Origin of the sequence: Winogradskya humida, assembly GCF_016862215.1 — a bacterium.
Taxonomy (GTDB): Bacteria; Actinomycetota; Actinomycetes; order Mycobacteriales; family Micromonosporaceae; genus Actinoplanes; species Actinoplanes humidus.
The window spans coordinates 254,472-280,017 of record NZ_BOMN01000087.1; the positions used below are offsets into that span (position 1 = coordinate 254,472).

Genomic DNA, 25,546 nt, shown 5'->3' on the forward strand with positions numbered 1-25,546 from the left:
GTTCGCCATGTTGGAGCGTGACTGGGACCGGCTGTTCGGCCACGGCGAAGCGGAGCAGGGCCGCTCGGTGGCGCTGGGCGGCGTGCATCCCGCTTTTCTGGTCGACGGTCCCGCCGACCTCTTCGCCGTCCGGGAGAGCGTGGCGGGTGCACCGTCGCGCCGCCACTTCGTCGCCCGGCTACCCCGTTACAGTCTGGTGCCGAGCGGCGAGCCGGCCGGTCCGTGGCGGCTGATCCTGGTTCCGCTGCCGGGAACCTCCGTGCGCCACCTCACCCGGGAACGGCTCGAACTGGCCGAACGCTCGGCCGCCGCCCCGGAGACGGTGACGGCCGCCCGTGCGCTGGCGGCGGCCGTCGATCTGATGCTGCTCACCGTCGCCGACGCCGTCCGTGACGGCAGCAACCCCCGAGGTGCGAAGACCCTCGTCCCGGGCGGCTCGGTCACGCTTGCCGCCGGTGAGGCCCTGACGACGAACAACGAGATCCGATGGGTACGCCCGGACGGCGGCCGGCTGGTCCACAACGGCGGGACCGCGGGCACGATCGGCGACGGTGAACTGGTCCCGCTCGCCGGACGGGACTGGGTCGTCGCGCAGAGCCCGTGCACGGTCCTGGACCGCTCGACGTGGCAACTGCTCGTCGCGGGGGATCTGCTCCCCGCCCTCGACGCCCACGTGCGCCGGCTGCTCGGCGTCGTCGAGGACCGGGTGGAGCGGCTGGCGATCCGCTTCGTCGGCGGCATCGGTGAACGTAAGCGGGAGAACGCCGCCTCGCTGCGGGGCGCCGCCCGTACGGCTCTGCGGGTCGTCGGTGGAGGCGCGGACGTGCCCGACGACGACCATGAGTACCGCTTCGCGCGTTACCGCAGGGTCGCCGACATCCTGGAGATCGTGACCGGTGCCGACGACCCCGACGACGACAGCGCGGTCACCGTGGTCGAGCCGGCCGACCGGCGGCACCCGCCCACCGACGACCGGCAGGCGCTCGAAGCGGTCGCACGCAGCTCCGCGCTGCACGTACGCCCCGTGAAACTGCCGGGTCAATGGTGGCGGCACGACCTCGGGCCCCTCGTCGGCTGGCGCGACGGAACAGCGGTCGCGCTCCGGTTCCGCAGCGGTCGCTACCACGAGATCGACTCCCGGATGAGGACCGCGGCCCCGATCACCGCGGCGGCCGCCGCGGCGTTCGAGCCGTCGGCCGGACAGGTCCAGGCGCCACTGCCGAGACGGGCCTCCATGCGTGACGCACTACGCCTCGGGCTGGGCGGCGGTGCCCGCGACCTGCGGGCGCTGCTCGCCGTCGGGCTGGTCGCGGCCACACTCGGCCTGGCCACCCCGATCGTGGTCGGGCGGGTGCTGGCGTCGGTGAGCGAGGCGGGCACGGGTACGGGCTTTCTCGGCCTGGCCGCCCTGCTGGTCTCCGCGGCGGTGGTGGCCGGGCTCGTCGGGATCACCCAGGGGTTGCGGCTGCTGCGCCTGGAGGGCCGCGCCGAGATCGGCACCCAGCTCGTGCTCTGGGACCGGCTGATGCGGCTCCCGGTGCGGTTCTTCCGCTCGACCAGCAGCGGCGAGCTCGCCAACGCGGTGCTCGGCATCTCGTTCGTCCGGCAGTCGCTGTCCGGTCTGCTCGCCCAGGCTGTCACCGCCTCGCTGACCGTGGTCGCCGAGCTGTCGTACATCTTCTGGGTCAGTGCCCCGCTCGGCCTAGGCTGCCTCACCGTCCTGGTCGTGGCGGTGCTGCTGGTGTGGGTGTTCGGCGGGCTCGTCGTGCGCCGGCAGCGCCGTGCCCTGCCCGCGGAGCACCGCTCGGCGGCGCTGACCAACCAGCTGCTCGCCGGGATCACGAAGATCAAGCTGGCCCGTGCCGAGGACCGGGCGTTCAGCCGATGGGCGCAGAGCCACGCCCTGGCTCGCGCCGATCTCAATCGCGTCCGCAATGTGCAGAGCATTCTGATAGCGGTGGCGACGGTACTCCCGCTCGCCGGTCAGCTCGCTTTGTTCGCCATGCTCGAAGGCCCACTAGCCGGTCAGATCACGCCGGAACGGTTCTACTCGGTCAATGTGGCCTACACGCTGCTGCTCGGTGCGGTCCTCGTCGTCGTCGCCGGCAGCGTCGAGGTGCTCGCCGCCGTGCCGCGCCTGGAGGTGCTCGCGCCCGTGCTGGAGGCCGACCCGGAGCGGTTGCCGGACCGGGTCGACCCGGGCGACCTGCGCGGGGAGATCCACATCAACGACGTCACCTTCTCCTACCAGCCGGACGACCCGCCTGTGCTCAACGGTGTCTCGCTGCTGGTACGCCCCGGCGAGTTCGTCGCCGTGGTGGGGCCCAGCGGCTGCGGCAAGTCCACGATGCTGCGTCTGCTGCTGGGCTTCGAACAGCCGACCAGCGGTGCCGTGCTCTACGACGGTCAGGACCTCGCGGAGCTCGACGTGCAGGCCGTGCGGCGCCAGTGCGGGGTGGTGCTGCAGGACGGCATGCTCTTCGCCGGCAGCCTGCGGGAGAACATCGCGGGTGCGGGCAACTACCCGCTGGAACGGCTCTGGGAAGCGGCCCGGATGGCCGGGCTCGACGGTGACATCGCCGGCTTCCCGATGGGTATGGGCACCAACGTGCCGTTCGGCGGCGGGACACTGTCGGTGGGCCAGCGGCAGCGGGTGCTCATCGCGCGGGCGCTGGTCGACCGGCCCCGGATGTTGTTCTTCGACGAGGCCACCAGCGCCCTCGACAACCGTACGCAGGAGATAGTCACCAGGAGCACCCGGGCGCTGGCGGCCTCCCGCATCGTCATCGCGCACCGCCTCTCGACGGTGATGAACGCGGACCGCATCGTCGTGATGGACCGGGGCGTCGTGGTGCAGGACGGCACCTACCCGGAGCTGATGGCCGACCGGGACGGGCTGTTCCACCGCCTCGCCCGGCGGCAGCTCCTGGTCGCCCCGGAGCACACGCCGGACGGTGCGGAGCTGCCGCGCCCCGCCGAGCACGGCGTCTGAGCGTTCAGCCGATGTCGATCGTGGGGCTGCCGTGGGGGTGCAGCGGGCTCTCACCGCCCCACTCCGCGAGCAGGTCCGGCATCGCGGTCGGGCCGAAATTCTCCAGGGCCACCCGGAAGGCCTCGGTGAGCAGCCCGATCATGCTGTTGGTCAGCAGGTCGGTCCTGGTGTCCAGCTCGTCCCAGGTGGACATGGCGCCGGCGCGCAGGGTGGGCGTGGCGCTGACGATCCGCTGACCGGTGGAGCGGACCAGGTCCTCGGCGATCAGCCGCAGCCGGTCGAGGACCTCGGAGAGCATCTGCAACGATGGCACGGTGTGCACGCCGGCCCGGTTGAGGCCGACCACCGAGCGCATGAGCCGGCTCCGGACCATCTCCACGCTGCCGTTCTCGCCCCTGACGAGCACACCGTGCCGGGCCAGGGCGTGCACCAGGCCGGGCTGCTCGCGGCCGAGCCGCTGCAGCAGCAGTTCCAGCGCCTCACCGGCCGGCTCCGGGCTGCGTACGCCGAGGATCGCCTCGATCGCGACCAGGTTGTATCCCTGCCGTTGCAGCGACTTGATGGCTTCGAGCCGCCGGACGTGGCTCTCCTCGTAGTACGCGGTCCGGCCCCGGCGGATCGGCGCGCTGAGCAGCGACCGGGTCTGATGGGCGCGGATGTTGCGTGGCGACATGCCGACCTTCGAGGCCAGCTCCTCCACGGTGTAACGGGAACCTTCGGCCGCCATGGACCCTCCGAATCGTGTTCGCTTGCTTGCGCAGCGTAAGTTCCGGCGTGGGGGAGGGGCATCCCTCAAATCGTCCACTAAAAGTCTGACAGGGTCGGCTATGGCGAAACCCATTCGCCTTCGCTAATGTCATCGGCTTCAATGTGTGCCGCGGCCGGCAACCATTGCACCGATCCGCCCGTAACGGTTCGCGCGGCCTGCGCAGCTCCATAGAACCCGGCTTTGCGCGCCGTCGCGCGGCGCACGATATGGCTTCCGTCATCCCTTGAGGAGGAAGCCATGGATCCAGGAGACCGTGCGGTGTTCATCGCCGCGTACGGGCGGCTCGTGGTCGAGGTGTGGTCCGACCCGGCCCGCGAGGCGCTGCTCGAACGCGACCCCCGGCAGTTGCTCACCGAGTACGGCATCGCCGTGCCCGACGGCGTTCCCGTCACCGTGCGCCGCGACGCAGGCGACGCCGAACCCGATCTGGAAACCCAGGTGGAGGCGTGGAAACACGCGTCCGACCTCGGGGAACTCGTGCTGTTCGTGCCCGCCCTGGAGTCCGGCGGCGAGGTCGAGATCGACGAACGCGAGCTGGAGAACGTCGTCGCCGGCCTCGAGCCCGGCACCGCCTGCTGCTGCCCCTGCTGTTGCACCTGAACGTGTAATCCGCGGGGCGCCGCACACCGATGACGGCCGCGCCTTCTGCCGTTCCGGTTCGACACCCGCCAATTCTCGTAACGTCTGCAACCACCAAGCCACCGCATTCGAAAGAGGGTTCCGATGTCTGACGCCGAGCACACCGAGTTCACCCGCAAATACGTCGACCTGCTGGTGAAGGTCTGGCGCGACGACGCCGAGCAGGCGCAGCTTCTCGCCGATCCGACCGCCTACGCCATCGCCGCCGGCCTGCCCGTCGCCCCGGGGGACACGGTCGCGCTGGACCGCTCCGAGCTCGAGCACCTGCCGACCCGTGCCGACGTTCTGAGCCAGTGGAACGAGAGCGCCTCCACGCACATCCTGATCGTCCCGGCGACGCCGCTCATCGACACCGCCGAGCTCAGCGAGGCCGAGCTCGACCTGGCGGCGGCGGTGGCGGACAACAACGTCAACGTCTCGCTCTGCATCTTCGCCGAGACCGCCTGACATTCGCACGCGGCGGGCCGCCCCCGGGCGGCCCGCCGAGCACCCCGGAAGGAGGACCGGCGCCATGACCATCGTCCGTGGCATCAACACCTACCGCAGCACCACCGCCGAGCAGACCTGGGAACGGATCCGGCCCCTGCTGCCCGCGATCGGCATCACCCGCGTCGCGGACCTCACCGGGCTCGACGACATCGGCCTGCCGTCGCACGCCGCATACCGGCCCGTCAGCCGCACGCTGACGGTCAGCCTCGGCATCGGGCTGACGGCGACACCCTCGAAGGTCAGCGCCGCGATGGAGGGCGCGGAGGCATGGCACGCGGAGAACCCCGTGCTGCCGATCGTCGCACGATGCCCGGCCGACGAGCTCGAGCTGCCCTATCGCGTACGCGACCTGCAACTGGCCCTGCGGTCCCCGCTCACCGGCGGCACCGTGCTGGACTGGGTGGCCGGCCGGGGGCTGCTCACCGGCCGGACGGTCCCGGTGCCGCTGGAGACCGTGCGGCTCGACTTCACCGCCCGCCGTGACTGGGCCCGCGTGCTGTTCCGCCCGACCAGCAACGGTCTCGCCGCCGGCAACACCCTCGCCGAGGCGACCCTGCACGGCCTGCAGGAGCTCATCGAACGCGAATGCGTCACCGAGTACACCGAGGCCCCGGTCGCCCAGCGGCGATACGTGGACCCGGACGAGGTCACCATGCCCGGCACCCGGGCCATCGTGGCGGCCCTGCGCGCGGCGGACTGCTGGACCGAGGTCTGCGACATCACCGACGACCTCGGTGTCGCCTGCTACGGCGCCACGATCTGGTCGCCGAGCCTGCCGCTGGTCTTCGGCGGCTTCGGCTGCCACGTCGAGCCGGGCATCGCCGTCGGCCGTGCCCTCGCCGAGGCCGTCCAGTCCCGGATGGCCGCGGTCTCCGGCGTCCGTGACGACATCCACCCCCGCGTGTACGAGCTGGCCGATCCCCTCGCCCGCCCGCCCGTCGACCTCGACCGCACGATCCGCCCGCTGCGCCCGTCCCCCGAGCTGCCGGACAGCATCGACGAGGTCATCACCGACTACGCCACCCGGGTGTACGCCCGCACCGGCGTCGAGCCCTTCGTCGTCGACCTCACCCATGAGGAGCTCGGGTTGCCGGTCTGCAAGGTGTACGCCCCGGGGCTGCGGATGTTCCAGGACTCCAAGGTGAGCAGGCCGGGCCGATGACCGACTACGTCTTCGTCGGGCCCTCGCTCGACCGCGGCTCCGTGACCGAGCTCCTGCCCGGTGCGGTGGTCCGCCCACCCGTCGCACACGGCGACCTGCAGGCACTCCCGCTGGCCGCCGGCGACCGGGTCCTGCTCATCGACGGCCTGTTCATGCAGACCGCCCCGGTCCGGCACCGCGAGATCCTGGCGCTGCTCGAACGCGGCATCACCGTCGCCGGCAGCAGCAGCATGGGTGCCCTGCGCGCCGCCGAACTGTGGCGCTTCGGGATGCGCGGCGTCGGTGAGATCTTCCGCCTGTACGCGGAGGGCGTCATCGACGGCGACGACGAGGTGGCGATGGCCTACGCCCCCGCGGACGAGGGATACCGGGCGCTGAGCCAGCCGCTCGTGACCATCCGGCTGGCCCTGCGCGACGCCTGCTCGGCCGGTGTGATCACCCCTGACGAGGAAGCCGCGCTGCTGGAACGTGCCCGCGCCGTGCCGTTCCGGGCGCGGGGATACCGGGTCTTCCGTCCCGGCCGCTCCTCCGGGGAGCAGCGTTTCCTCGGCTGGCTCGCGGACAACCCGCGCGACGCCAAGGCCGCCGATGCCCGGCTCCTGCTGCGCAGCGCCGCCCTGCTGACCCCGCCCGGCCCGGCCGACGCACCCGTCGCCCACGTCGACTCGAGCTTCTACAAGGCCTGGCAGGTCCGCAACACCAGCCGCAGCTACGACGGCACCACCGTCACCGACCACGACCTCATCATCGCGATCATGCTGCTGCATCCCGAATACCCGGCGCTGCACCGGCGGGACACCCTCGCGAACCTCGCCGGCGTGACCCCGGAGAACCCGGACGTCGAGCGCCTCGCCCTTGCCGCGGCCCGGCAACGGGGCGGCCTCGGCCACGACTGGGCACCCGAACCCGGCCTCGACGACGCCGAACGGACCCTGCGAACGCTCGCCCGCGGCTTCGGAACCTTCGGCGACCAGGCCATCGCCGCGCAGATGCTGCCCGCCGTCCTCGGCGACGAGCGCACCCTGCGGGCCGCCGCCGCGTTCGTCGCCGAAGCCGAGCTGGTCAACGCCGGGCTGCCGCGGCCCGACCCGCACCTGCCGGAACGCAACCGGTTCAGCGACCGGCGCATCGACGAGACGTACGCCCGGATCTGGGGCGTCGCCCCCGCCGATCTGGAAATGGTCGTCTGGGACCGGGGGCTGCGCAGCCTCGAAGAATTCCGCACCGTCGCCGAACCGCTCGTCGCGGGCCTGCGGCTGTTCGGTGCACCCCGCTTCCCGAGGACGGAGTCCTGATGGCCAAGGTCGCCCTGCTCTACCCGCCGATCACCGATCCCACATCCGGCTACCACAGCCTGAGTTACATCGACTCGTACGCCCGGGCGCAGGGCCATCCGGCCGCGGACCTCATCGACGTCAACATCGAGGCGTTCCACCACTCGTACTCCCCGGCCGGGCTCGCCTGGCTGGACCAGGAGCTCGCCGGGCCGCACGAATACCTGGACCACGGCGGGTACCGGCTCGACAAGGACCTCGTCTCCGCGCACCTGCTGCGCATCGGCGAGCCCGATCCGGAACGGGTCCGCGCCGCGGTCGCCACGTTGCAGGACCCGGTCCGCTTCTACGACTACAACCAGTACCAGGACGCGGTCGAGGGCATCGTCGGGTGGATGAACACGCTGTCCACCACCGGTTTCCCCGGCCAGTTCCGGGAAGGCTTCCACCTGGAGGCGCCGCCGCCGATCGGGATCGGCTCGGTACGCGCGCTCACCAGCCACACTCTGCTCGAGCGGCTCAGCCGGCCGTACCAGTCGTACTACGAGAACGTTCTTCTGCCACGCCTGACGCGCGGCGGGTACGACATCATCGGCATCAACATCACGTACCAGTGGCAACTGCCGTTCGCGTTGTGGCTCGCGCATCTCGTGCGTACGGCCATGCCCGATGTCTTTGTCGTCGCCGGTGGGACCGAGGTCTCCGACGTCTGGAAGAACGCCGCCGAACGGGACATGGTCTTCCGGGTCTTCAACGACATCGACGCGATCGTGGTCGGCGAGGGCGAGACCGCCTATGTGGAACTGCTCGAAGCGCTCGACGCGGGCCGGCTGCCGGTGACCCACCCCAACATCCGGCTGCACCCGAAATACGGTGCGATCCGCCCGCTGCCGATGCTGCACTACGAAAAGCTCGCGACCGTCCCCACCCCCGACTTCAGCCGGCTCCCGTGGGACCAGTATCTGAGCCCGGAACGGTTCGTCTACTACTCGCCGAGCCGCGGCTGCTACTGGAACAAGTGCACGTTCTGCGACTACGGGCTCAACACCGACGGCCCGACCAGCCCGTGGCGCCAGGACACCGTCGACACGATGATCAGGGACGTCACCGAACTGTCGAAGTTCGCCAAGTTCATCTACTTCTCCGTCGACGTGCTCGCTCCCGCCACCATCCTGCGCTTCGCCGAACAGGTCGTCGACCGTGGCATCGACCTGCGCTGGGGAGCCGAGATCAGGCTCGAGAAATACTGGTCCGCCGAACGCTGCGCACTGCTCAAACGCAGCGGGTGCACGGCGATCTCGGTCGGCTTCGAATCGGCCAACCAGCGCATCCTCGACCTCATCGACAAGGGCACCAAGCCGGCACAGGTCAAACAGACGATCGCCGCGATGACCGGGGCCGGCATCGGCGTCCAGATGATGGGCTTCACCGGGTTCCCCACGGAGACCCGCGAGGAAGCCCTCGACAGCATCAACTTCCTGGTCGACAACCGCGACCTGTGGACCTTCGGCGGCCTCGGCGACTTCGTGCTCACCCCCGGAGCCATCGTCGCCAAACAGCCGGACCGCTTCGGCATCAGCAACCTGCGCCGCCCCACCGGCGGGGACGTGGCCCCGGTGCTGCTCTACGACGAGCCCATCACCGAAGCGGTGCACGACGAGATCATCGAGGCCAAGAAGCAACTGAACCAGGGCCACTACGACCGGCCCTGGCTCGGCTCGGTCGACACGCCGCACTCGTTCTTCTACCACGACCGCTTCGGCACCGGGGTACGCCGGCACCTCGACGAGGAGAGCGCCCTGAAGCCGGCTGACGAGGACCGTGCTTTCGTCCTCAACGGCGAGTTCATCCCCGAACCCGACCCGGCTGTGCTCGGCAGGTACTGCGAGCTGTACGGCGTACCCCGCCAGGCCCTTCCCGCGGGCCGCCTCACCTTCCGCCGTACGGACGGGCGCATCTTCCTGCTCCCGCCCGCCACCCGGCTGTTCCTGAAGCTCTTCGCCGAGCCGTCGACGCTGGCGGACGCCCGAGCGCGGGCCTGGATCCTGGCCTCCTCGGACACCGGCAAGACGTGGCAGACGCTCGTGAACCTCCGCCTGATCCGCCGGGACGCGGACCCGGCGTCAGAGGAGGGACGTCACCGCCGCGAACTGCGAGTCGTGCCAGACGAGGGGCCTGCGGCTGGGGTCGGCGTCCATCGAGACCACCTTGAGCAGGACGATCAGGTGGTCGCCGCCGGGTGAGACGCTTTCCGTCTCGCATTCGAAGCGGGCTGCCGCGTCGGTGAGGAGCAGCGCGCCCCGGGCCGTCTCGTCGAATTTGGCGTCGGCGAAGCGGTCGCGGGTGCGGCTGGCCAGTTGGCGGCCGAGCCAGGCGTGCTCCTCGGTGAGGACGCTGACGCCGATCGTGCCGGCGGTGCTCAGCACGGGCCAGGTGCGGGACCCGGCGTCGATGCAGAGCGCGAGCAGCGGCGGGTCGAGCGACACCGACACGAACGCGCTGACGGCGAGGCCGACCGGTGCGCCGTCGATCTGTGCGGCCACCGCCATCACGCCCCGGGGGTACAGGGTGAAGGCCTTGCGGAGCTCGTCAGTCACGGGGACCCGCCACCCATTGCCCGTTGGCGGTGATCGTCACGTCGACGTTGCCGCGCAGGGCGTTGGAGTACGGGCAGACCCGGTCGGCCTCGGTGGCCAGCTCGACGGCCTGCGCGGGGTCGGTGACGCCGGGGATGGTCACGGCCAGCGTCGCGCCGATGCGGAAGCTGCCGTCGTCGACGGACGAGAGCGAGACCTCGGAGTCGACGCTGGTCGCGCCGAGGTCGACGCGGGCCCGGCGGGCGACGGTGGCCAGGGCGCCCTCGAAACAGGCGGCGTAGGCCACGGCGAACAGCTGCTCGGGGTTGGTGCCCGGGCCGTTGGTCGCCGGGCGGGACAGGTCGACGTCGAGATGGCCGTCGTCGCTGCGGCCGTGGCCGTTGCGCCCTCCCTCGACGTGGGCCTTCGCGGTGTAGATGTGCGGCATGGTCTCTCCTGGAACGATGGGGATCAGAACGGGTAGCGGGCGATCTCGGGCTGGCTGGTGAGCCATTGCTGCTCGGTGAAGGCGTCGGCGTTGTAGCGGCTGGAGCCCACGCGGCTGCCGTTGCCGGAGGCGCGGACGCCGCCGAACGGCTGCAGGACGTCGTCGACCAGGGTCTGGTCGTTGACGTGGACGTTGCCGCTGACGATGCGGTCGGCGAACGCCAGCCCGCGGCCGACGTCGCCGGTCAGGACGCCCGCCGACAGGCCGTACTCGGTGCCGTTGGTGAGCTCGACCGCCTCGTCGACGTCGGCGAACGTCGTGACCGGGGCGACCGGTCCGAAGATCTCCAGGTCGTAGGCGCTCATGCCGGGCCGGACCCCGGAGAGCACGGTGGGGGAGTAGAACAGGCCGTCGTAGGTGCCGCCGGTGACGACGGTCGCGCCCGCTGCCTGCGTGTCGGTGACGATCCTGTGTACGGAGTCACGTTGCCGCACGTCGATGATGGGTCCGATCGCGACGGACGGGTCCAGCGCGGCGTTGCCGATCCGCAGGGCGCTCGCGCGGGCGGCGAGGCGGGCGACGTACTCGTCGGCGATGGATTCGTGAACGAGGTGCCGGCTGGACGACATGCAGATCTGTCCCGCGTGCATGAACGATCCCCACGCCCCGGCACCGGCCGCGGCGTCGAGGTCGGCATCGTCGAGGACGACGAGCGCGGAGTTCCCGCCGAGTTCGAGATGGACCCGCTTGAGGTGCTTCGCGGCCTGGACGGCGATCGAGCGCCCGGCGGCGGTCGAGCCGGTGAAAGCGATGATGGGTACGTCCGGATGGTCGACGATGGCGGCACCGAGCGCGCCGTCGCCGGGGAGCACGGCGAGCGCGTCCTGCGGTAGTCCCGCCTGGAACAGGGCCTCGGCGATGATCGTGCCGCCGCTGACCGCCGTGCGGGGATCGGGCTTGACCACGACGCTGTTGCCGACGGCGAGGGCCGGGGCGATGCTGCGCAGGGCGAGGTACAGCGGCGAGTTGAACGGCGCGATCACGCCGACGACGCCGGCCGGGATGCGCCGGGAGATGCTGAGCCGGCCCCGCGGCGACGGGTACGTCTCGCCGGTCGGTTCCAGCGCCAGCCCGGCGGCGGCGTGCAGGGCCTGCGCGCTGATCGTCAGCTCGAACATCGCCTTGCCGACGGTGGCGCCACCCTCGCGGACGAGCCAGCCGGCCAGCTCCGGCAGGTTGGTCTCGATGAGGCGGCCGGCCTCGTGCAGGACGGCCGCGCGGTCGAAGGCGGGGCGGGCGGCCCACGCGCGCTGACCGGGGATGAGCCGGGCCACCGCCGCGGACAGGTCGCCGGCGGAGGCGGTGGCGATCCGGCCGAGGACGGCGCCGGTGGCGGGCTCGGTGATGTCGGCGGTGGACGTGGCCGGTTGCGCGGCGCCGGCGTACAGCACCTGGGGCATCCGGCCCGGGTCGAGAAGCGGCATCGCTGTCCTCTATTCGCTGAGGTGGTCGGCGACCAGCGCGGCGCCGCGCAGGCCGATCATCATCGAGGTGAGCATCGTGTTGGCCCGGGGGCTGGCCGGCATGATCGAGGCGTCGGCGATCGACACCCCGGTGACTCCGGCGACGGTGAGGGTGGGGTCGACGACCGCGCCGGGGTCGGTGCCCATGCGGCAGGTGCCGACGAGGTGCCCGTACGACTCGAGGTGGTCCGGCAGTTGGTTTCTGTCCTGCCACCACGGGTTGTCCGGCGGGACCAGGACATCGCCGAGTGCGTCGAGGGCTGCCTGCGCGTCGTCGAGCAGCAGGTCGAAGGCCTTGGCGTCCTGCGGGTCGCCGAGGTGGTTCAGATGCACCTCGGTCGTGCCGTCCGGGGCGAGCCGGACCGAGCCGCGGCTGATCGCCCGCATCAGGCCGAGGCCGAGGAAGACGTCGGCGGCGTCGGCGTCCGGCAGGTACGGCTGGGCCTGGTGCGGATAGAGGTGCACCTCCACCCGGTCGTCGCCGAGGATCTCGTAGCGCAGGAGCACGCCGTTGACCGGGCGCAGCGCGGGTGCGGCCGGGTCGGTGGCGCGGATCTGCAGCACGGTCCACGGGTGGTCCTGCAGGTTGGCGCCGACCTCGGGGGCGTCGTGCACGAGCGGGATGCCCGCCTCGGCGAGGTCGGCTGCCGGGCCGATGCCGGAGCGCAGCAGCAGCGCCGGGGACTCGACCGAACCCGCGCACACGATCACGTGGTCGGCGCTGATCGTTCCCGTGTCGGTCTCCACGCCGACGCAGCGGGTGCCGTCGAACAGGAGCCGTTTCGCGGTCGTGTTCGCGCGCAGGTGCGGGCGGAGCCGGGGGAGCAGGGCCTCGTGGACGCCGTACCGCACAGCGCCGGGTCTGGTGTTGGTCGGCCAGTGCCCGACACCGAGCATGCCGGGTGCGTTCTGGTCCTCGACCCACTCATGCCCCCGCTCGCCGGCCCACTGCGCGAACGCGGTGTCGACCGGGCCGAAACTGAGCCGGGTGATCGGGATCGGTCCGGTACTGCCGTGCCCGGGCCGGTCGCCGAACTGCAGATCGGTCTCCAGCGCGGCGAAGGCCGGGGCGACATCGTCCCAGCGCCAGCCGTCGATGTCCCATTCGTCGAAGCACCAGGGCTGACCGCGCAGCGCCGCCGCGGAGTTCGTCGACGTGCAGCCGCCGGTGATCCGCCCGCGCAGCAGCGGCCGGCCGGTGTCGGCGTCGACGAGTCCCCAGTCGGCATCGTCCGGGGTGGCGAGGTCGCGGCGCAGCCAGTCCGGTGGGGGAGTGCCGGCGTCGGCGCCCGCTTCGAGCAGGATGACGTCGACGTCGCCACGCGTGACGAGACCGTCCGCGCAGAACAGGCCGGCCGCTCCGCTGCCGATGATCACGACGGTCCTACGCAAGGCTCTCACCACCATCGAGGACGAGGATCTGACCGGTGGTCGACGCGGCTGCGGATGAGGCCAGGTACGCCACAGCCGCGGCGACGTGTTCGGTGGCGATCGGTGCGCCGAGCGGGATCGCGGCCATCTTCCGGCTGACGTAGGCGGGGTCGGCGAGGACGTCCTCGGTCATCGCGCTGGGCACCACGGTCGGGGCGACAGCGTTGACGCGGATGCCGTCCGCGGCCCATTCCAGGGCGAGCAGCCGGGTCAGGTGGCTGAGCCCGGCCTTGCTGACGCCGTACGCGAGGGAGTTCTTCGCGGCGAGGAAGGCGTGGGTCGACGAGATCGACACGATGGAACCCCGGGCGTCGGCGAGCGGGGCGTGGGCGGCCTTCGCCATCCGGTACGCGCCGGTGAGGTTGACGTCGAGCACGTGCTGGAATGTCGCGACGTCGGTCTCCAGGGCGGTGCGGCGGACCATGATCCCGGCGGCGTTGACGAGCAGCGACAGCTCGCCGTGCGCTTGTGCGGCAGCCGAGACGACCTCGTTGCAGGAGTCGTCGTCGGTGACGTCGAGCCGGTGCGTGGTGATGCCTTCGCCGGCGTCGAGCCCTGCCAGGGAGCTGTCTGCCAGGGCCAGGCGCATCCCGGCGGCGCCGAGCGCGGCGGCGATCGCCTGCCCGATGGCCCCGGCGGCGCCGGTGATGAGTGCGGTCGTCATGCGGTGACCAGGTCGTAGGGAGGGCGCATGGAGAGTCCTTCGGTGCTTGCGGGGGAGCCGATCGCCAGTCCGGCGGCCCGCCCCTCGTAGACGGCTTCCTGCACGGTGCGCGGGGCGAACGCGTCGCCGACCAGGTGCACCTGACCGGTCCAGCCGGCCGCCGCGAGGTCGTCCAGCAGGGCGGCGCGGGCGCGGGCGGGCCGGACGTGGACGATCGTGTCGACCCCGGTCAGGGTCTGCTCCGACCCGTCGACGGTGTGGGTGAGGGTCACGGTGGTGCCGTCCGCGTGGGCCGCCCGGTGCATCGTGAAGATGCGTACGCCGCCCGCCCGGAGCCGTTCGGCGAGCCCGAGCCGGGAGTAGACGGTGATCCGCGGGGCCATGCTGCCCAGCGGGGTCACCAGCCGGACGGCGGTGCCGCGGGCGGCGAGCTGCTCGGCGAGCGCGAAGGCCTCCCACGATCCCAGTTCGTCGAGGACGAGCGTGGTCGCGCCCGCGGATTCCGGCCGGCGGACGACGTCGGTGAGTTCCAGGACCGGCGGGCCGCCGGGCAGCGTCAGCGCGTCGCCGGGACGGGTGGCCGATCCGGTGGCGAGGACGACGACGTCGGGCGCGAGTTCGGCGACGGTGGCGGCGGTGACCTCGGTGCCGAAACGTCGCACCACCGTGCCGGCGTCGAGCTCGGTCAGCAGGTCGCTCAGCAGCAGGCCGAATCCACTGCGGATCAGGGTGACGTCGGGCAGCGCGCCACCGGGCTCGGCGCGGGAGTCGGCGAGGACGACGCGGTGCCCGCGGCGGGCGGCGGTGGTCGCCGCTTCCAGCCCGGCGGGTCCGGCGCCGACGACGAGCACGGAACGCGGCTCGGGCCGCTCGGCCTCGGCCGCCAGCCAGGTGCGCTCCTGGCCGACGGCGGGGTTGACCGTGCAGGTGATCGGCGTGATCGCTTCCAGGTTGGCGTTGCACCCCTGGTTACACGCGATGCAGTGCCGCGGGGACGTGCTCAGGGTCAGTGCCGGTTCGGCGATGTGCGCCCGGGCGTACCCGACGAGGTCCGCCTCTCCCGCCTCGATCATGGACGCGCCCGTTTCGAGATTGTCGATCCGGCAGATCGCGAGCACGGGAACGTCCGGGAACTCCCGCTTGAAGCGGGCGGGCAGATGCCGGAACGGGGCGCGGCCGTAGCTCATGTCGGCCATCTGCGTGCTCAGCGACGCCGCCCCGATGTACGCGGAATGGCTGACATGCAGGAAGTTGATGGGGGCGGCGTCGCGCAGGTGCTCGACGATCCGGACGACGTCGTCGGGGCCGAGCCCGCCGGGCTGGAACTCGTCGGCGGACAGCCGCAACCCGACCGCCGCACGCCCGGCCACGGCGTCGACGACGGCGATCAGTGCCTCGCGGGCGAGCCGGGCACGGCGCTCGAACGACCCGCCGTACCCGTCGGAGCGGTCGTTGGTGAGCGGCGACAGGAACTGCTGGAGCAGGTGCCCGTGCCCGATGTGCAGCTCGAGCCCGTCGAAGCCGGCCTCGACGACGCGCGCCGCGGCCGCCGCGAACCCGGCGATCACGGTGTCGAGGTCGAACGCGTTCATGACGTGCGGCGAGTGCGCACCGGTGCTCCAGGGCGCCGGGCCGGCACCCCAGCTGCCGGCGTGGTCGTCGCCGGAGTGCCGCCCGGTGTGCAGGATCTGCGCGAACAGGGCGGTGTCCTCGGCGTGCACGACGTCGGCGAGCGCGGACAGCCCGGCGAGCGCCTCGTCGTCGTACGCGTGGATGCCCAGCCGCCGCAGGCTGGTCGGATGCACCCGGATGCCCTCGGTGATGATCAGCCCGGCGCCACCGCGCGCCCGTTCCCGGTGATAGTCGAGGTGGCGCCGGGTCACCAGATTGCGCCCGGCGTCGCCGAAGTTGGTCGTGTGCGGCGCGACGAAGACGCGGTTCTTTATCCGGGCCGGGCCGAGGCTGATGGACGACCGCAGCGCCGTCAGGTCGGTGCTCAGCCCACCCACCTCGCCGACACCGACTTGATGTCGGTGAAGAAGTCGACGGCGGTGCGGCCCTGGGAGTGGATCGTGCCGAGGAACGAGCGGCGGCGCCCGCCAAAGCCCACCTGCGCGGTCGGGGCGGCGACGCCCACGTTGACGCCGATGTTGCCGACGTCGGCGCGGCTGGTGAAACTGCGGGCGGCAGCGCCGTCGGCGGTGTAGATGGAGGCCGCGTTGCCGAACGGGCCGGCGTTGACGAACGCGATCGCCGCGTCGAGCGTCGGGACGCTCACGAGGAACAGGACGGGGCCGAAGATCTCGTCGGTCAGCAGCGGGCTGTCGACGGTGGCGCGTACGACCGACGGGCCGACGAGATAGCCCTTGCCGGGCGTGAGGGCGTCGCGGCCGTCGACGAGGATGTCGTCGCCGGCGCGGGTCAGCACGTCGACGACGGCGTCGACCGCGGCGCGGGAGATCATCGGCGGCAGGCCGGTCGTGTCGCGGGCGACCTGGACGACGGCGTCGACCAGCTCGGGCTGTTCGCCCACGGTGACGAGGATGCTGCTGGACAGGCAGCGCTGACCGGACATGCCGAACGCGGAGGTGGTGACCGCCGCGGCGACGACGGCCGGGTCGGCGTCACCGACGGCGACCAGCGGGTTCCGGGCACCGCCGGCGGCCTGGGCGCGTTTGCCGGCCGCGGAGGCCCGGGCGTACACCGCTGCGGCGGTCGCCGAGGAGCCGACCAGCGACACGCTCGCGACGTCCGGGTGGTCGCAGAGCGCCTCGACGACGGCCCGGCCGCCCTGGACGACGTTCACGACGCCGTCCGGGAAACCCGCCTCGGCGAACAGTTCCGCGAGCGCGGATCCGCCGTACGGCGCTTGCTCCGAGGGTTTGATCACCACGGTGTTGCCGCAGGCCAGGGCCCAGGACCAGTAGATCAGGCCCGTCATGATCGGGAAGTTGAACGGCGCCACGATCGCGGCCACGCCGATCGGCTCGCGGACCAGCGTGGCGTCGATGCCGGAGACCACGTCGACCACGTGCTCCCCGGCGAGCAGGGCCGGGGCGGTGGCGGCGGCTTCGAGGTGCTCGCGGGCCCGGTCCAGCTCGCCGCGGGCGTCGGCCAGGGTCTTGCCGTTGTCCCGGGAGATGGTCGCGGCCAGGTCCTCGGCGTTCGCTTCGATCAGACCCGCGAGGCGTACGAGCACCCGCGCCCGCCGCGTCGACGGTGTCGCGGCCCACCCGGGCAGGGCAGCGCGCGCGGCGGCCACCGCCCGGTCGACGATCGCGGCGTCCCCGGCGCCGACCGACCCGATCGGCTCCCCGGTCCACGGCGAGGTCACCGGGATCTCCTCGCCGCCCGAGGGTTCGAGGACTCCGCCGATCAGGTTCGGGGCGCTCACGGGCGTACCTTCTTGACGGCGATCACGTCGATCTCCACGCGGCACTCACTTCCGATTCCGACATAGACGGTGGCGCGGGTCGGGAAGTCGCCCGGCGCCCAGTACGTGCGGTAGATGCTGTTCATCTCGTCGTAGAACGAGCGCTCGGACAGGTAGACCGTCGTCTTCACGACGTCCTCCAGCGAGGCACCGGCGTCGGCGAGGATGGCCGTCAGCGCGTCGAGCACGATGCGTGTCTCGTCGGCGATCGTCACGGCCGCCGCCATGCGGGTGCGGGTGTCGTTGTCGAACGCCATACCGTTCGCGAACACCATCGTCTCGGTCTCGACACCTTGCGAGAGCGGGTACGAGTCGTCGTACTGGGGTCCCTGGGGCACCCGGATGATCCGGCGCACGGCGGCCTCAGTCCCCGGTCAGCGGGCCGAAACCGGCCGGCATCTCGGGCCGGACGGGCTCGGGGGCCGCCTCCGGGAAGTGCGGCATGACCTCGTCGACGAAGAGCCGGTTGGAGCGCATGACCTGGTCCTGGTCGAGGCCGGGGATCCAGGACCAGAGCACGACGCGCTGGACGCCGTACTCGTCCTGCAGGTTCTTGAGCTGGGCGCGTACGGTCTCGGGCGAACCGATGAACAGGTGCTCGCGGGAGTAGAGGAACGGCCACCACTCGCCGGTCTGCTCCTCGTCGGTGAGCTCCTCGCCCGGGTTGGCGAACATGCCCCTGGGCCGGACGCCGCCGACGTACGAGTACAGCGAGTTGATCAGTTCCCGGGTGTCGGCCTCGGCCTGCGCGTCGGTCTCGGCGACGTAGACCATGCGCATCAGCGAGACACCCTCGCCGCGCTCGGCGGGCCGGCCCAGCGTCTCGGACAGGGCGTCCTGGTACGTGGTCATGACCTCACGCAGCCCCTCGCGGGACCGCAGCCAGGTGATGACGTTCATCCGCTCACGGGCGGAAGTGACGAACCCGGGCGTTTTGTCCAGCAGGTTCCACAACGAGGGGTAAGGCTTCTGGTACGGCTTCGGGATGATCGACATCGCGATGTACTCGCCGTCCTCGGCCCGCCAGAGTGGGTTGCGCGGGTACCAGGTCGCGGAGTCCGGGATCCCCGGGTGCGGGAACGTCCAGAACTCGCCCTTGTGCGAGAAGGCCTCCTGGGTCCATGCCTTCTTCAGGATCTCCATCTGCTCCAGGAAGAAGCGCCAGTTGCGCTGCTCGTCCGCGCCGCGGTCGCCGGCCAGATGGAAGTTCGTGGCCTCGCGCCGCTGGATGCCGCGGGCGACGCCGACGTCCAGCCGGCCCTTGCTCAGCTGATCGAGCAGGGCGAGGTCCTCGGCCAGGCGCAGCGGGTGCCAGAACGGCGGCGTGACGGCGCCGGTGCCGATCCGAAGTCGCGACGTAATACCGGCGACATAAGCCCCGGCGAGGATCGGGTTCGGATTGATCTCGAAGCCCTCGCCGCCGAAGTGGTGCTCTCCCTGCCACAACGTGCCGAAACCGGACTCGTCGAGATGCACGATCTGTTCGGTCGCCATGTCGAGGAGCTCGCCGTACGACCGCGCGTTACCGGGGTTGTCCATCGTGAACAAGTAATCGAACTGCATAGCGTTCTCCCACCAGCTGTGAACCTATGCCGGACAGAGTTACATCCCGGCGGGACGGCTGTCCAGTACTGATTTATTAATTCCGGTATTGGTTGACAGGCTCCCAGCAGGCAACTTAGCTTTGGCGCCATGTCCAGTTCCTGGTGGCCGACCGCGATCGCAGCGGCGGACGAAACGCTTTATGCCCGGGCGGGCTTCGGCCGGGCGTCCGGTCTGGGTGTACGCCCGGCCGTGCTGGTGATCGACGTGCAGTACCGCACCCTCGGCCACGAGCGGGTGCCGATCACCGAGGCCATGGACGAGTTCCCGACCGCCACGGGCACCCGCGGCTGGGACGCCGTCGGCAACATCGCGCGGGTTCTCTCGTCGGCGCGTAAAGCCGGAGTGCCGGTCTTCCACCCGCACGTCGCCCCGAAGACGAAACTCACCGCCGGGGGCTACGCCGGCAAGACACCGACGCTGGCCTCGACCGGTGCCGGCGCGTACGACTTCGTCGCCGAGGCGGCCCCGCGCGACGACGAGCCGTTGATCGCCAAGGACCACCCGAGCGCGTTCTTCGCGACCGGCCTGCTCACGCATCTCGTGCAGCGCGGCGTCGACACCGTGCTGCTGACCGGCGCGACGACCAGCGGCTGCGTCCGCGCCAGCGCCGTCGACGCGTTCTCCTACGGCTTCCGCGTCGGGATCGTCGGCGACGCCGTCTTCGACCGCCTCGACGTGGTGCACGAGGTCGCGCTCTTCGACCTGGCGTCCAAGTACGCCGACATCCTCACGGCGGACGCCACCGAGGCTTTTTTGAAGGGCCTCGCATGAGGGTCGACTGGCACAGCCACACCTGGCTGCCCGAGCACCTCGGCCCGCACTGGGGCCCGGAGCTGGACGCGAATGTGTCCGCCCACCCCAGCGCGGACGGCGACTGGGACGCCCATCAGGCGGCGATGACCGAGGCCGGCATCGACGCCGCGGTCATCCTCGGCCTGGTCGCGTGCGAGATCGACCTCGACATCCCGAACGAGTACATCGCCGGGCTCGTGGAGCGCGCACCCGACCGGCTCGTGGGCTTCGGCAGCGTCGACCCGTCCGACAAGCACGCCGTGGACAAGGTCCGCTACGCGGCGACCGACCTCGGGCTCAAGGGGCTCAAGCTGTCCCCGCCGTACCAGGGCTTCCACCCGCACAGCGACGAGGCGTTCGCGGTCTACACCGCCGCCGCGGACCACGGCCTCGCGCTCACGTTCCATCAGGGCGGGGTGTTCCTGCGCAGCGGCGCCCTCGAGTACGCCCAGCCGATGCTGCTCGACAGGGTGGCGCGTACGTTCCGCGACACCCCGATCATCATCGCGCACGCCGGACAGCCGTGGGCGAACGAGACCACCGCCGTGATGTTCAAGAACCCGAACGTCTACACCGACCTCTCCGCCCGCTACGGTCGCCCGTCGCAGCTCGCCCAGATCCTGCGCGGCCTGCTCGACTACGGCGTCCAGGACCGCGTGCTGTTCGGCTCGGACTTCCCCATCTACCGGCCGGCGGACTGCCTGGAGCAGTTCCGGTCCCTGGTCACCGATCCGGTGCCCGGATTCCCGCCGTTCGCCCCGGACCTCATCGAGTCGATCATCGACGACCGCCCGCTCAGCCTGCTCGGCCTCTAGGAGAATCCCCATGACAACCGATCCCCCGTTCGACCTCGTGCTCACCGGCGGCACGGTCGTCCGCCCCCGCGACGTACCCCGGCTCGCCGATGTCGGCGTTCGCGACGGCAAGATCGCGGCGGTCCTGTCGCCCGGCACGGCCGTCGACGCCACCGAGAGCGTCGACGTCACCGGTCTGCACCTGTTCCCCGGCGGTGTCGACCCGCACAACCACATCGCGCTGTCGACCTCGGGTCTCGAGGAGTACCGCACCGACACCGCCGCCGCGGCCAAGGGCGGCGTGACCACGATGATGTACATGCTCTCCAACGGCGGGTCGTACCTGCCGATGCTGGAGGAGCACACGACGACGGCGGCCGCGAAGGCGTACATCGACTTCGGGTACCACTGCACGCTGATGACCGACGAGCACGTTGCCGAGATCGACCAGATCCGCAGCCGGTACGGCCTGCGCTCGTTCAAGTACTTCATGCACTTCCGTGGCGACGAGGGCCAGTACCTCAACGTCGAGGGCACGCACGACGGCCGCTTCTTCGGCATCGCCAAGGCCGTCGCCGAGCGCGGCGACCTGCTGCTCGTGCACGCGGAGAACCCCGAGGTGGTCTGGGTGCTGCGCGACGAGCTGATCGCCGCCGGCCGCGACGACCTGGCCGCGTGGGACGAGTCGCGCCCGCCGTTCGTCGAGGCCGAGGCGATCCGCAAGGCGACGTTCTTCGCCCAGCGCACCGGCTGCCGGATGTACTTCGTGCACGTCAGCACCGCCGACTCGCTCGACCAGCTGCGCAAGGCCCGGGTCGAGTTCGCCAGCGACGCGCTGTCCGCCGAGACGTGCCCGCACTACCTGACCCACACCTCGGACTGGGCGGGCGGCGTCGTGGGCAAGGTCAACCCGCCGTTGCGTACGGCCGGGCACCCCGAGGCGCTCTGGGCCGCGCTCGCCGACGGCACCGTGGACACCCTCGGCTCCGACCACGTCGGCCGGCAGCGGGTGGCCAAGGAAGGCGGCATCTGGAAGGCCAGCGCCGGCTTCCCGGGCGCGCCGACGACGCTGCCGGTGCTGCTCTCCGAGGGCTACCACCGCCGGGGCCTGCCGCTGCAGCGCATCGCCGAGCTCACCGCCAAGCGCCCCGCGGAGCTCATCAAGGCCGATCACCGCAAGGGTGACATCGCGGTGGGCCTTGACGCGGACCTCGCGATCGTCGACCTGGACAGGACCCGCACCCCCGACCCGCAGTGGCTGGGTACGTTCTCCGACTACTCGCTCTACGAGGACATGCCGCTGCGCGGATGGCCCCGGCACACCCTGGTCCGCGGCCGGTTCGTGGTTCGCGACGAGGAGCTCGTCGGGGAGTCCGGTCACGGCTCCTACATCCGCTCCTCGACCGGTGCGGAGGCCAAGTGAGCGCGGCGAACCTGAGCGTCCTGCGGGGATACTTCGACGCCATGGCCGCCGGTGGCCCGCCCGCCGCGATGCCGTTCTACGCCGACGACGTCGTGCTGGAGGTGCCCGGCTCGCACCCCGCGTCGGGGACCTACCACGGGCACGCCGGTGTGGGGGAGTTCGGCGCGACGATGGCCCGGCTGTCCGGTGGCACGTTCCGGCTCGTGCCGGACGAGCTGCTGGCGGGCGACGACCACGTCGTCACGGTCGCCACGGCCTCGGCGAACGGCGCGAGCTGGCGGCGGCTGATCCTGTCGACCGTACGCGACGGCAAACTCGCGACCGTCCGCTTCTTCGAGGGTGACCAGGGGCTCGTCGACAAGGCCCTGACGCCGTGACCCGGCTGATCACCGCACCCCTCGGCTTCGTCGGGGACGAGTGGGCCGCCGACGTCGCGATCGCGGTCGACGGTGACGTCATCGTGGCGGCCGGGCCCGCCGCCGCGGTCGCCGCCGACCATCCGGGCGCCGAGGTCGAGCACTGGGCCGACCGGGCGATCGTGCCCGGCGGCGTGAACGGGCACGGGCACACGTTCCAGGCGCTGATCCGTGGCTTCGGCGACGACCTGCGGTTCGGCGACTGGATGGGCAGGCTCGTGCACCCGACCGCGGCCGGGCTCGACCGGGACGCGATCAAGCTGGCGGCCCGCTACGACTTCGCCGAGATGCTGCGGATGGGCATCACGACCGCCGTCGAGTTCTTCTACCTGCACGACGGCGGCAACGACAACGCCCAGGCGATCATCGAGGCGGCGCGGGAGGTCGGGCTGCGGGCCGTCCTCGCGCGGTGCATGTTCGACGCCGATCCGGGGCCGGTGCGCTACCGCGAGTCCCCGGCGCTGTTCGAGAAGAACTTCCGGGAGCTGCGGACGGCCGTCGCCGGCGACCCGCTGATCGACGTCCACCCGGCGCCGCACTCGGTGCTCGGTGCCGGGCCCGGGATGCTGGAACTCGGCGCGGCCCTCGGCGCGGAGTTCGACGTACCCGTGCACGTCCACCTGGCCGACAGCCAGGGCGAGGTGGACGTCTCCCGGACCCGGTTCGGCGTGAGCCCGATCGGCTGGATGGCCGCGCTGGGCGTGCTCGACGAGCGCACGCTCGCGGTGCACGCCGTACGGGTCGACGACGCGGACCTCGATCTGCTGGCCGCGCACGGCAGCACGGTCGTGCACAACCCGTCGGCCAACGCGTTCCTCGGCGGCGGCATCGCGCCGGTGCGCCGCATGCTCGACCGCGGCATCCCGGTCTGCCTCGGCACCGACGCCGGGGGAGCGAACAGCCGGCAGTCGCTGTTCGAGGAGATGCGGATGGCCGCGCTGCTGGCCAAGGCACTCGACCGCGACGGGACGGCGCTGACCGCGACCGACGCGCTGCGGATGGGCACGTCCGCGGGCGGGCGCGCACTGCGCCTGCCGGTCGGCCTTATCGCCCCCGGCTACCGCGCGGACCTGGTCGGTCTCGACCTGACCGCATCCTCGCTGCGGCCCCGGCGGACCGCGACGCAGAACGTCATCTACTCGATGCTGCCGGAGGCCGTGGAGCGGGTCGTCGTCGGCGGCCGGACCGTCGTCCGGGACGGCCGGGTCCTCACCGTCGATCTGGGCGAGATCGGCGCCGCGGTGGATGCCCTGACCGCGGGGTGGACACCGCTGACCGGCACCCACCCGGCCGATAGTGTGCTCACGTGACGACGCCCGAGAACCTGACCACGGATACCGCCGGCTTCGAGCGCAAGCTCGGCACGTACATCCGGGAACTGCGTCTCGAGCGCAAGGTGTCGCTGCGGTCGCTGGCGGCCGAGTCGGGCGTCTCGGTCAGCTTCCTGTCGCAGGTAGAGCGGGGCGAGGCCAGCCCGTCGATCGCCACGCTGATGAAGATCGCGAAGGCGCTCGGCCAGACCATCAGCAGCATGTTCGAGAGCCCCGCGGCCAACTCCCGGCTGGTGCGCTCCGGGCAGGGCCCACGGCTGGTCCATCCGCACGGGGACTGGGCCGAGGAGCTGCTGACGCCCCGGGCGTTCACGAAGCTCCAGGTGATCCGTTCGACGCTGGCGCCGCGCGGCACCACCGGCGAGGGGATGCTGTCCTACGGCACGTCCGAGACGGCGATCTTCGTCGAGAGCGGGCGGGTCGACTTCTGGCTCGGCGCCGAGCGGTTCGATCTGCGGCAGGGCGACTGCCTGTCGTACGACCCGAGCGCACCGCACCGCCTCGAGAACCCGACCGACGAGCCCGTCGTGCTGCTGTTCTCGAGCGCCCCGCCCTCGTACTAACAGCTCGTTTCTGCAGGTCGGGCCAGCTGTTACGGCCCGGAAACACTGGCGACCCGCGTGGTAACTTGCGGTCCCTAGTGTCTTGTATAGGTGAACAAAATTCCAATCCTACTGGAATTAAGCCCCCCTTTTGACTGAAGTCTAGGAGCCGCCGCTATGACGGTGCTGTCATTCTCAAAGTCTCGACGAAGCCACCTGGTCATCGGTGTCCTCACCGCCGCCGCTCTCGCGCTGTCCGCCTGCGGCGGCGGCGACTCCTCCGGGTCATCCGACGACGGCGACCACGGAGCACTCACCATCCAGCTGTCCTGGGTCAAGAACGTGGAGTTCGCCGGTGAGTACTTCGCCGACTCCAAGGGCTACTACAAGGAAGCCGGCTTCAGCTCGGTGAACCTCGTGGCCGGCCCGGGCGCCACCGAGACCCTGGTCGCCTCCGGCAAGTCCCTGGTCGGCGTCAGCGACCCGATCACGGTCGCCGACGCGATCAACAACCAGCAGGCCCCGCTGAAGATCATCGCCACCACCTACCAGAAGAACCCCTTCACCATCCTCTCTCTGGCGGACAAGGCGAACATCGCCACGCCGCAGGAGATGATCGGTAAGAAGATCGGCGTCCAGGCCGGCAACGAGTCCTTGTTCAAGGCCTTGCTGGCCGTGAACAACATCAAGGACTCGCAGGTGACGATCGTCCCCGTCCAGTACGACCCGTCGGTGCTCACCAACGGCGAGGTCGACGGCTACCTGGGCTACGTCACCGACGAGTCGCTCACCCTGCAGGCGCGCGGCTTCAAGGTGCAGAACCTCCCGTTCGCCGACAACGGGCTGACGTTCATGACCGACAGCTACGAGGTCAGCCAGGACTCGATCGACAACAACCGGGCGGCGCTGAAGGACTTCCTCTACGCGACGATCCGCGGCTGGAAGGACATGGCCGCCGACCCCGACGCCGGTGTCGCGCTCGCCGTCGACAACTACGGCAAGGCCCTGTCCCTGGACGCCGCCGCCCAGAAGCTGCAGGCGGCGCAGGCGCAGAAGCTGATCGAGAGCGACGAGACCGCGGCCAACGGCCTGCTCACGATCTCCGACCAGGCGGTCACCGAGAACCTAGCCACGCTCAAGACGGCCGGCATCGACATCACCGCCGACAAGCTGTTCGACACCTCGATCATCGCCGAGGTCTACAACGACCACCCGGACCTGCTCAAGTGACAAGCGTTCTTAG

At 71.1% G+C, this 25,546-nt stretch carries 23 protein-coding genes; 13 read left to right on the forward strand and 10 right to left on the reverse strand.

The features are described 5' to 3' along the window. The first annotated feature begins 7 nt into the window (after positions 1 to 7). On the forward strand, positions 8 to 2,992 hold the full coding sequence (locus Ahu01nite_RS31025) for an ATP-binding cassette domain-containing protein (RefSeq protein ID WP_203840208.1): 2,985 nt from the start codon (positions 8 to 10) through the stop codon (positions 2,990 to 2,992). Between the two features lie 4 nt (positions 2,993 to 2,996). On the opposite strand, the gene Ahu01nite_RS31030 is transcribed toward Ahu01nite_RS31025, so the two are convergent. Further along, the gene (locus Ahu01nite_RS31030) at positions 2,997 to 3,719 is read right to left on the reverse strand and encodes a MerR family transcriptional regulator (RefSeq protein ID WP_203840209.1); all 723 of its coding nucleotides are present in this window, start codon (positions 3,717 to 3,719) and stop codon (positions 2,997 to 2,999) included. Between the two features lie 279 nt (positions 3,720 to 3,998). Here Ahu01nite_RS31030 and Ahu01nite_RS31035 point away from each other — a divergent pair, with 279 nt between their 5' ends. From Ahu01nite_RS31035 to Ahu01nite_RS31055, 5 genes are all read left to right on the forward strand, one after another. Then, positions 3,999 to 4,361, forward strand: coding sequence for a hypothetical protein (locus tag Ahu01nite_RS31035; protein ID WP_203840210.1), 363 nt, complete (start codon positions 3,999 to 4,001; stop codon positions 4,359 to 4,361). A 123-nt stretch (positions 4,362 to 4,484) separates the two neighbouring features. After that, positions 4,485 to 4,847: a hypothetical protein gene (locus Ahu01nite_RS31040; protein ID WP_203840211.1), complete on the forward strand. Its 363-nt coding sequence runs from the start codon at positions 4,485 to 4,487 to the stop codon at positions 4,845 to 4,847. Between the two features lie 64 nt (positions 4,848 to 4,911). Continuing rightward, on the forward strand, positions 4,912 to 6,051 hold the full coding sequence (locus tag Ahu01nite_RS31045; protein ID WP_203840212.1) for a YcaO-like family protein: 1,140 nt from the start codon (positions 4,912 to 4,914) through the stop codon (positions 6,049 to 6,051). Further along, positions 6,048 to 7,346, forward strand: coding sequence for a TfuA-like protein (locus Ahu01nite_RS31050; protein ID WP_203840213.1), 1,299 nt, complete (start codon positions 6,048 to 6,050; stop codon positions 7,344 to 7,346). The genes Ahu01nite_RS31045 and Ahu01nite_RS31050 overlap by 4 nt, the downstream gene beginning before the upstream one ends. After that, the gene (locus tag Ahu01nite_RS31055) at positions 7,346 to 9,568 is read left to right on the forward strand and encodes a B12-binding domain-containing radical SAM protein (RefSeq protein ID WP_203840214.1); all 2,223 of its coding nucleotides are present in this window, start codon (positions 7,346 to 7,348) and stop codon (positions 9,566 to 9,568) included. The genes Ahu01nite_RS31050 and Ahu01nite_RS31055 overlap by 1 nt, the downstream gene beginning before the upstream one ends. Here the strand turns inward: Ahu01nite_RS31055 and Ahu01nite_RS31060 are convergent. Genes Ahu01nite_RS31060 through Ahu01nite_RS31100 form a run of 9 tightly spaced genes read right to left on the reverse strand, consistent with a single transcriptional unit; the run spans position 9,449 to position 18,963 of the window. After that, positions 9,449 to 9,922, reverse strand: coding sequence for a flavin reductase family protein (locus Ahu01nite_RS31060; RefSeq protein ID WP_239159275.1), 474 nt, complete (start codon positions 9,920 to 9,922; stop codon positions 9,449 to 9,451). The genes Ahu01nite_RS31055 and Ahu01nite_RS31060 overlap by 120 nt on opposite strands. Next, complete coding sequence (locus Ahu01nite_RS31065) at positions 9,915 to 10,349, reverse strand: organic hydroperoxide resistance protein (RefSeq protein ID WP_203840215.1); 435 nt, start codon at positions 10,347 to 10,349, stop codon at positions 9,915 to 9,917. Before Ahu01nite_RS31065 ends, Ahu01nite_RS31060 begins: the two co-directional genes overlap by 8 nt. A gap of 23 nt (positions 10,350 to 10,372) precedes the next feature. Continuing rightward, the gene (locus tag Ahu01nite_RS31070; RefSeq protein ID WP_203840216.1) at positions 10,373 to 11,833 is read right to left on the reverse strand and encodes an aldehyde dehydrogenase family protein; all 1,461 of its coding nucleotides are present in this window, start codon (positions 11,831 to 11,833) and stop codon (positions 10,373 to 10,375) included. A gap of 9 nt (positions 11,834 to 11,842) precedes the next feature. Then, positions 11,843 to 13,264 (reverse strand): GMC family oxidoreductase, encoded by a 1,422-nt coding sequence (locus Ahu01nite_RS31075; protein ID WP_203840217.1) that lies wholly within the window; start codon positions 13,262 to 13,264, stop codon positions 11,843 to 11,845. Further along, positions 13,257 to 13,967 (reverse strand): SDR family NAD(P)-dependent oxidoreductase, encoded by a 711-nt coding sequence (locus Ahu01nite_RS31080; RefSeq protein WP_203840218.1) that lies wholly within the window; start codon positions 13,965 to 13,967, stop codon positions 13,257 to 13,259. The genes Ahu01nite_RS31075 and Ahu01nite_RS31080 overlap by 8 nt, the downstream gene beginning before the upstream one ends. After that, positions 13,964 to 15,976 (reverse strand): oxidoreductase, encoded by a 2,013-nt coding sequence (locus Ahu01nite_RS31085; RefSeq protein ID WP_239159276.1) that lies wholly within the window; start codon positions 15,974 to 15,976, stop codon positions 13,964 to 13,966. The genes Ahu01nite_RS31080 and Ahu01nite_RS31085 overlap by 4 nt, the downstream gene beginning before the upstream one ends. After that, positions 15,964 to 17,361 carry an aldehyde dehydrogenase family protein gene (locus Ahu01nite_RS31090; RefSeq protein ID WP_203840219.1) on the reverse strand — a complete coding sequence of 466 codons (1,398 nt, stop codon included), beginning with the start codon at positions 17,359 to 17,361 and terminating at the stop codon, positions 15,964 to 15,966. The genes Ahu01nite_RS31085 and Ahu01nite_RS31090 overlap by 13 nt, the downstream gene beginning before the upstream one ends. Continuing rightward, a complete protein-coding gene (locus Ahu01nite_RS31095) occupies positions 17,358 to 17,756 on the reverse strand; it encodes a RidA family protein (RefSeq protein WP_203840220.1) in 399 nt (132 codons plus the stop codon). The genes Ahu01nite_RS31090 and Ahu01nite_RS31095 overlap by 4 nt, the downstream gene beginning before the upstream one ends. Before the next feature lie 7 nt (positions 17,757 to 17,763). Continuing rightward, the gene (locus Ahu01nite_RS31100) at positions 17,764 to 18,963 is read right to left on the reverse strand and encodes an LLM class flavin-dependent oxidoreductase (RefSeq protein ID WP_203840221.1); all 1,200 of its coding nucleotides are present in this window, start codon (positions 18,961 to 18,963) and stop codon (positions 17,764 to 17,766) included. 129 nt (positions 18,964 to 19,092) lie between these two features. On the opposite strand from Ahu01nite_RS31100, the gene Ahu01nite_RS31105 reads away from it, so the two are divergent. The 7 genes from Ahu01nite_RS31105 to Ahu01nite_RS31135 all read left to right on the forward strand — a co-directional run bounded on the left by Ahu01nite_RS31105 (position 19,093) and on the right by Ahu01nite_RS31135 (position 25,533). Next, complete coding sequence (locus Ahu01nite_RS31105) at positions 19,093 to 19,776, forward strand: isochorismatase family protein (RefSeq protein WP_203840222.1); 684 nt, start codon at positions 19,093 to 19,095, stop codon at positions 19,774 to 19,776. After that, positions 19,773 to 20,612: an amidohydrolase family protein gene (locus Ahu01nite_RS31110; RefSeq protein WP_203840223.1), complete on the forward strand. Its 840-nt coding sequence runs from the start codon at positions 19,773 to 19,775 to the stop codon at positions 20,610 to 20,612. The genes Ahu01nite_RS31105 and Ahu01nite_RS31110 overlap by 4 nt, the downstream gene beginning before the upstream one ends. A 10-nt stretch (positions 20,613 to 20,622) precedes the next feature. Continuing rightward, the gene (locus Ahu01nite_RS31115) at positions 20,623 to 22,014 is read left to right on the forward strand and encodes a dihydroorotase (protein WP_203840224.1); all 1,392 of its coding nucleotides are present in this window, start codon (positions 20,623 to 20,625) and stop codon (positions 22,012 to 22,014) included. Then, positions 22,011 to 22,391: a nuclear transport factor 2 family protein gene (locus tag Ahu01nite_RS31120; protein ID WP_203840225.1), complete on the forward strand. Its 381-nt coding sequence runs from the start codon at positions 22,011 to 22,013 to the stop codon at positions 22,389 to 22,391. Before Ahu01nite_RS31115 ends, Ahu01nite_RS31120 begins: the two co-directional genes overlap by 4 nt. Beyond that, positions 22,388 to 23,740: an amidohydrolase family protein gene (locus Ahu01nite_RS31125; RefSeq protein ID WP_203840226.1), complete on the forward strand. Its 1,353-nt coding sequence runs from the start codon at positions 22,388 to 22,390 to the stop codon at positions 23,738 to 23,740. The genes Ahu01nite_RS31120 and Ahu01nite_RS31125 overlap by 4 nt, the downstream gene beginning before the upstream one ends. Then, positions 23,737 to 24,324 carry a helix-turn-helix domain-containing protein gene (locus tag Ahu01nite_RS31130; RefSeq protein ID WP_203840227.1) on the forward strand — a complete coding sequence of 196 codons (588 nt, stop codon included), beginning with the start codon at positions 23,737 to 23,739 and terminating at the stop codon, positions 24,322 to 24,324. The genes Ahu01nite_RS31125 and Ahu01nite_RS31130 overlap by 4 nt, the downstream gene beginning before the upstream one ends. Before the next feature lie 156 nt (positions 24,325 to 24,480). After that, entirely contained in the window at positions 24,481 to 25,533 is a 1,053-nt protein-coding gene (locus tag Ahu01nite_RS31135; protein ID WP_203840228.1) for an ABC transporter substrate-binding protein, read from the forward strand. Positions 25,534 to 25,546 lie beyond the last annotated feature (13 nt).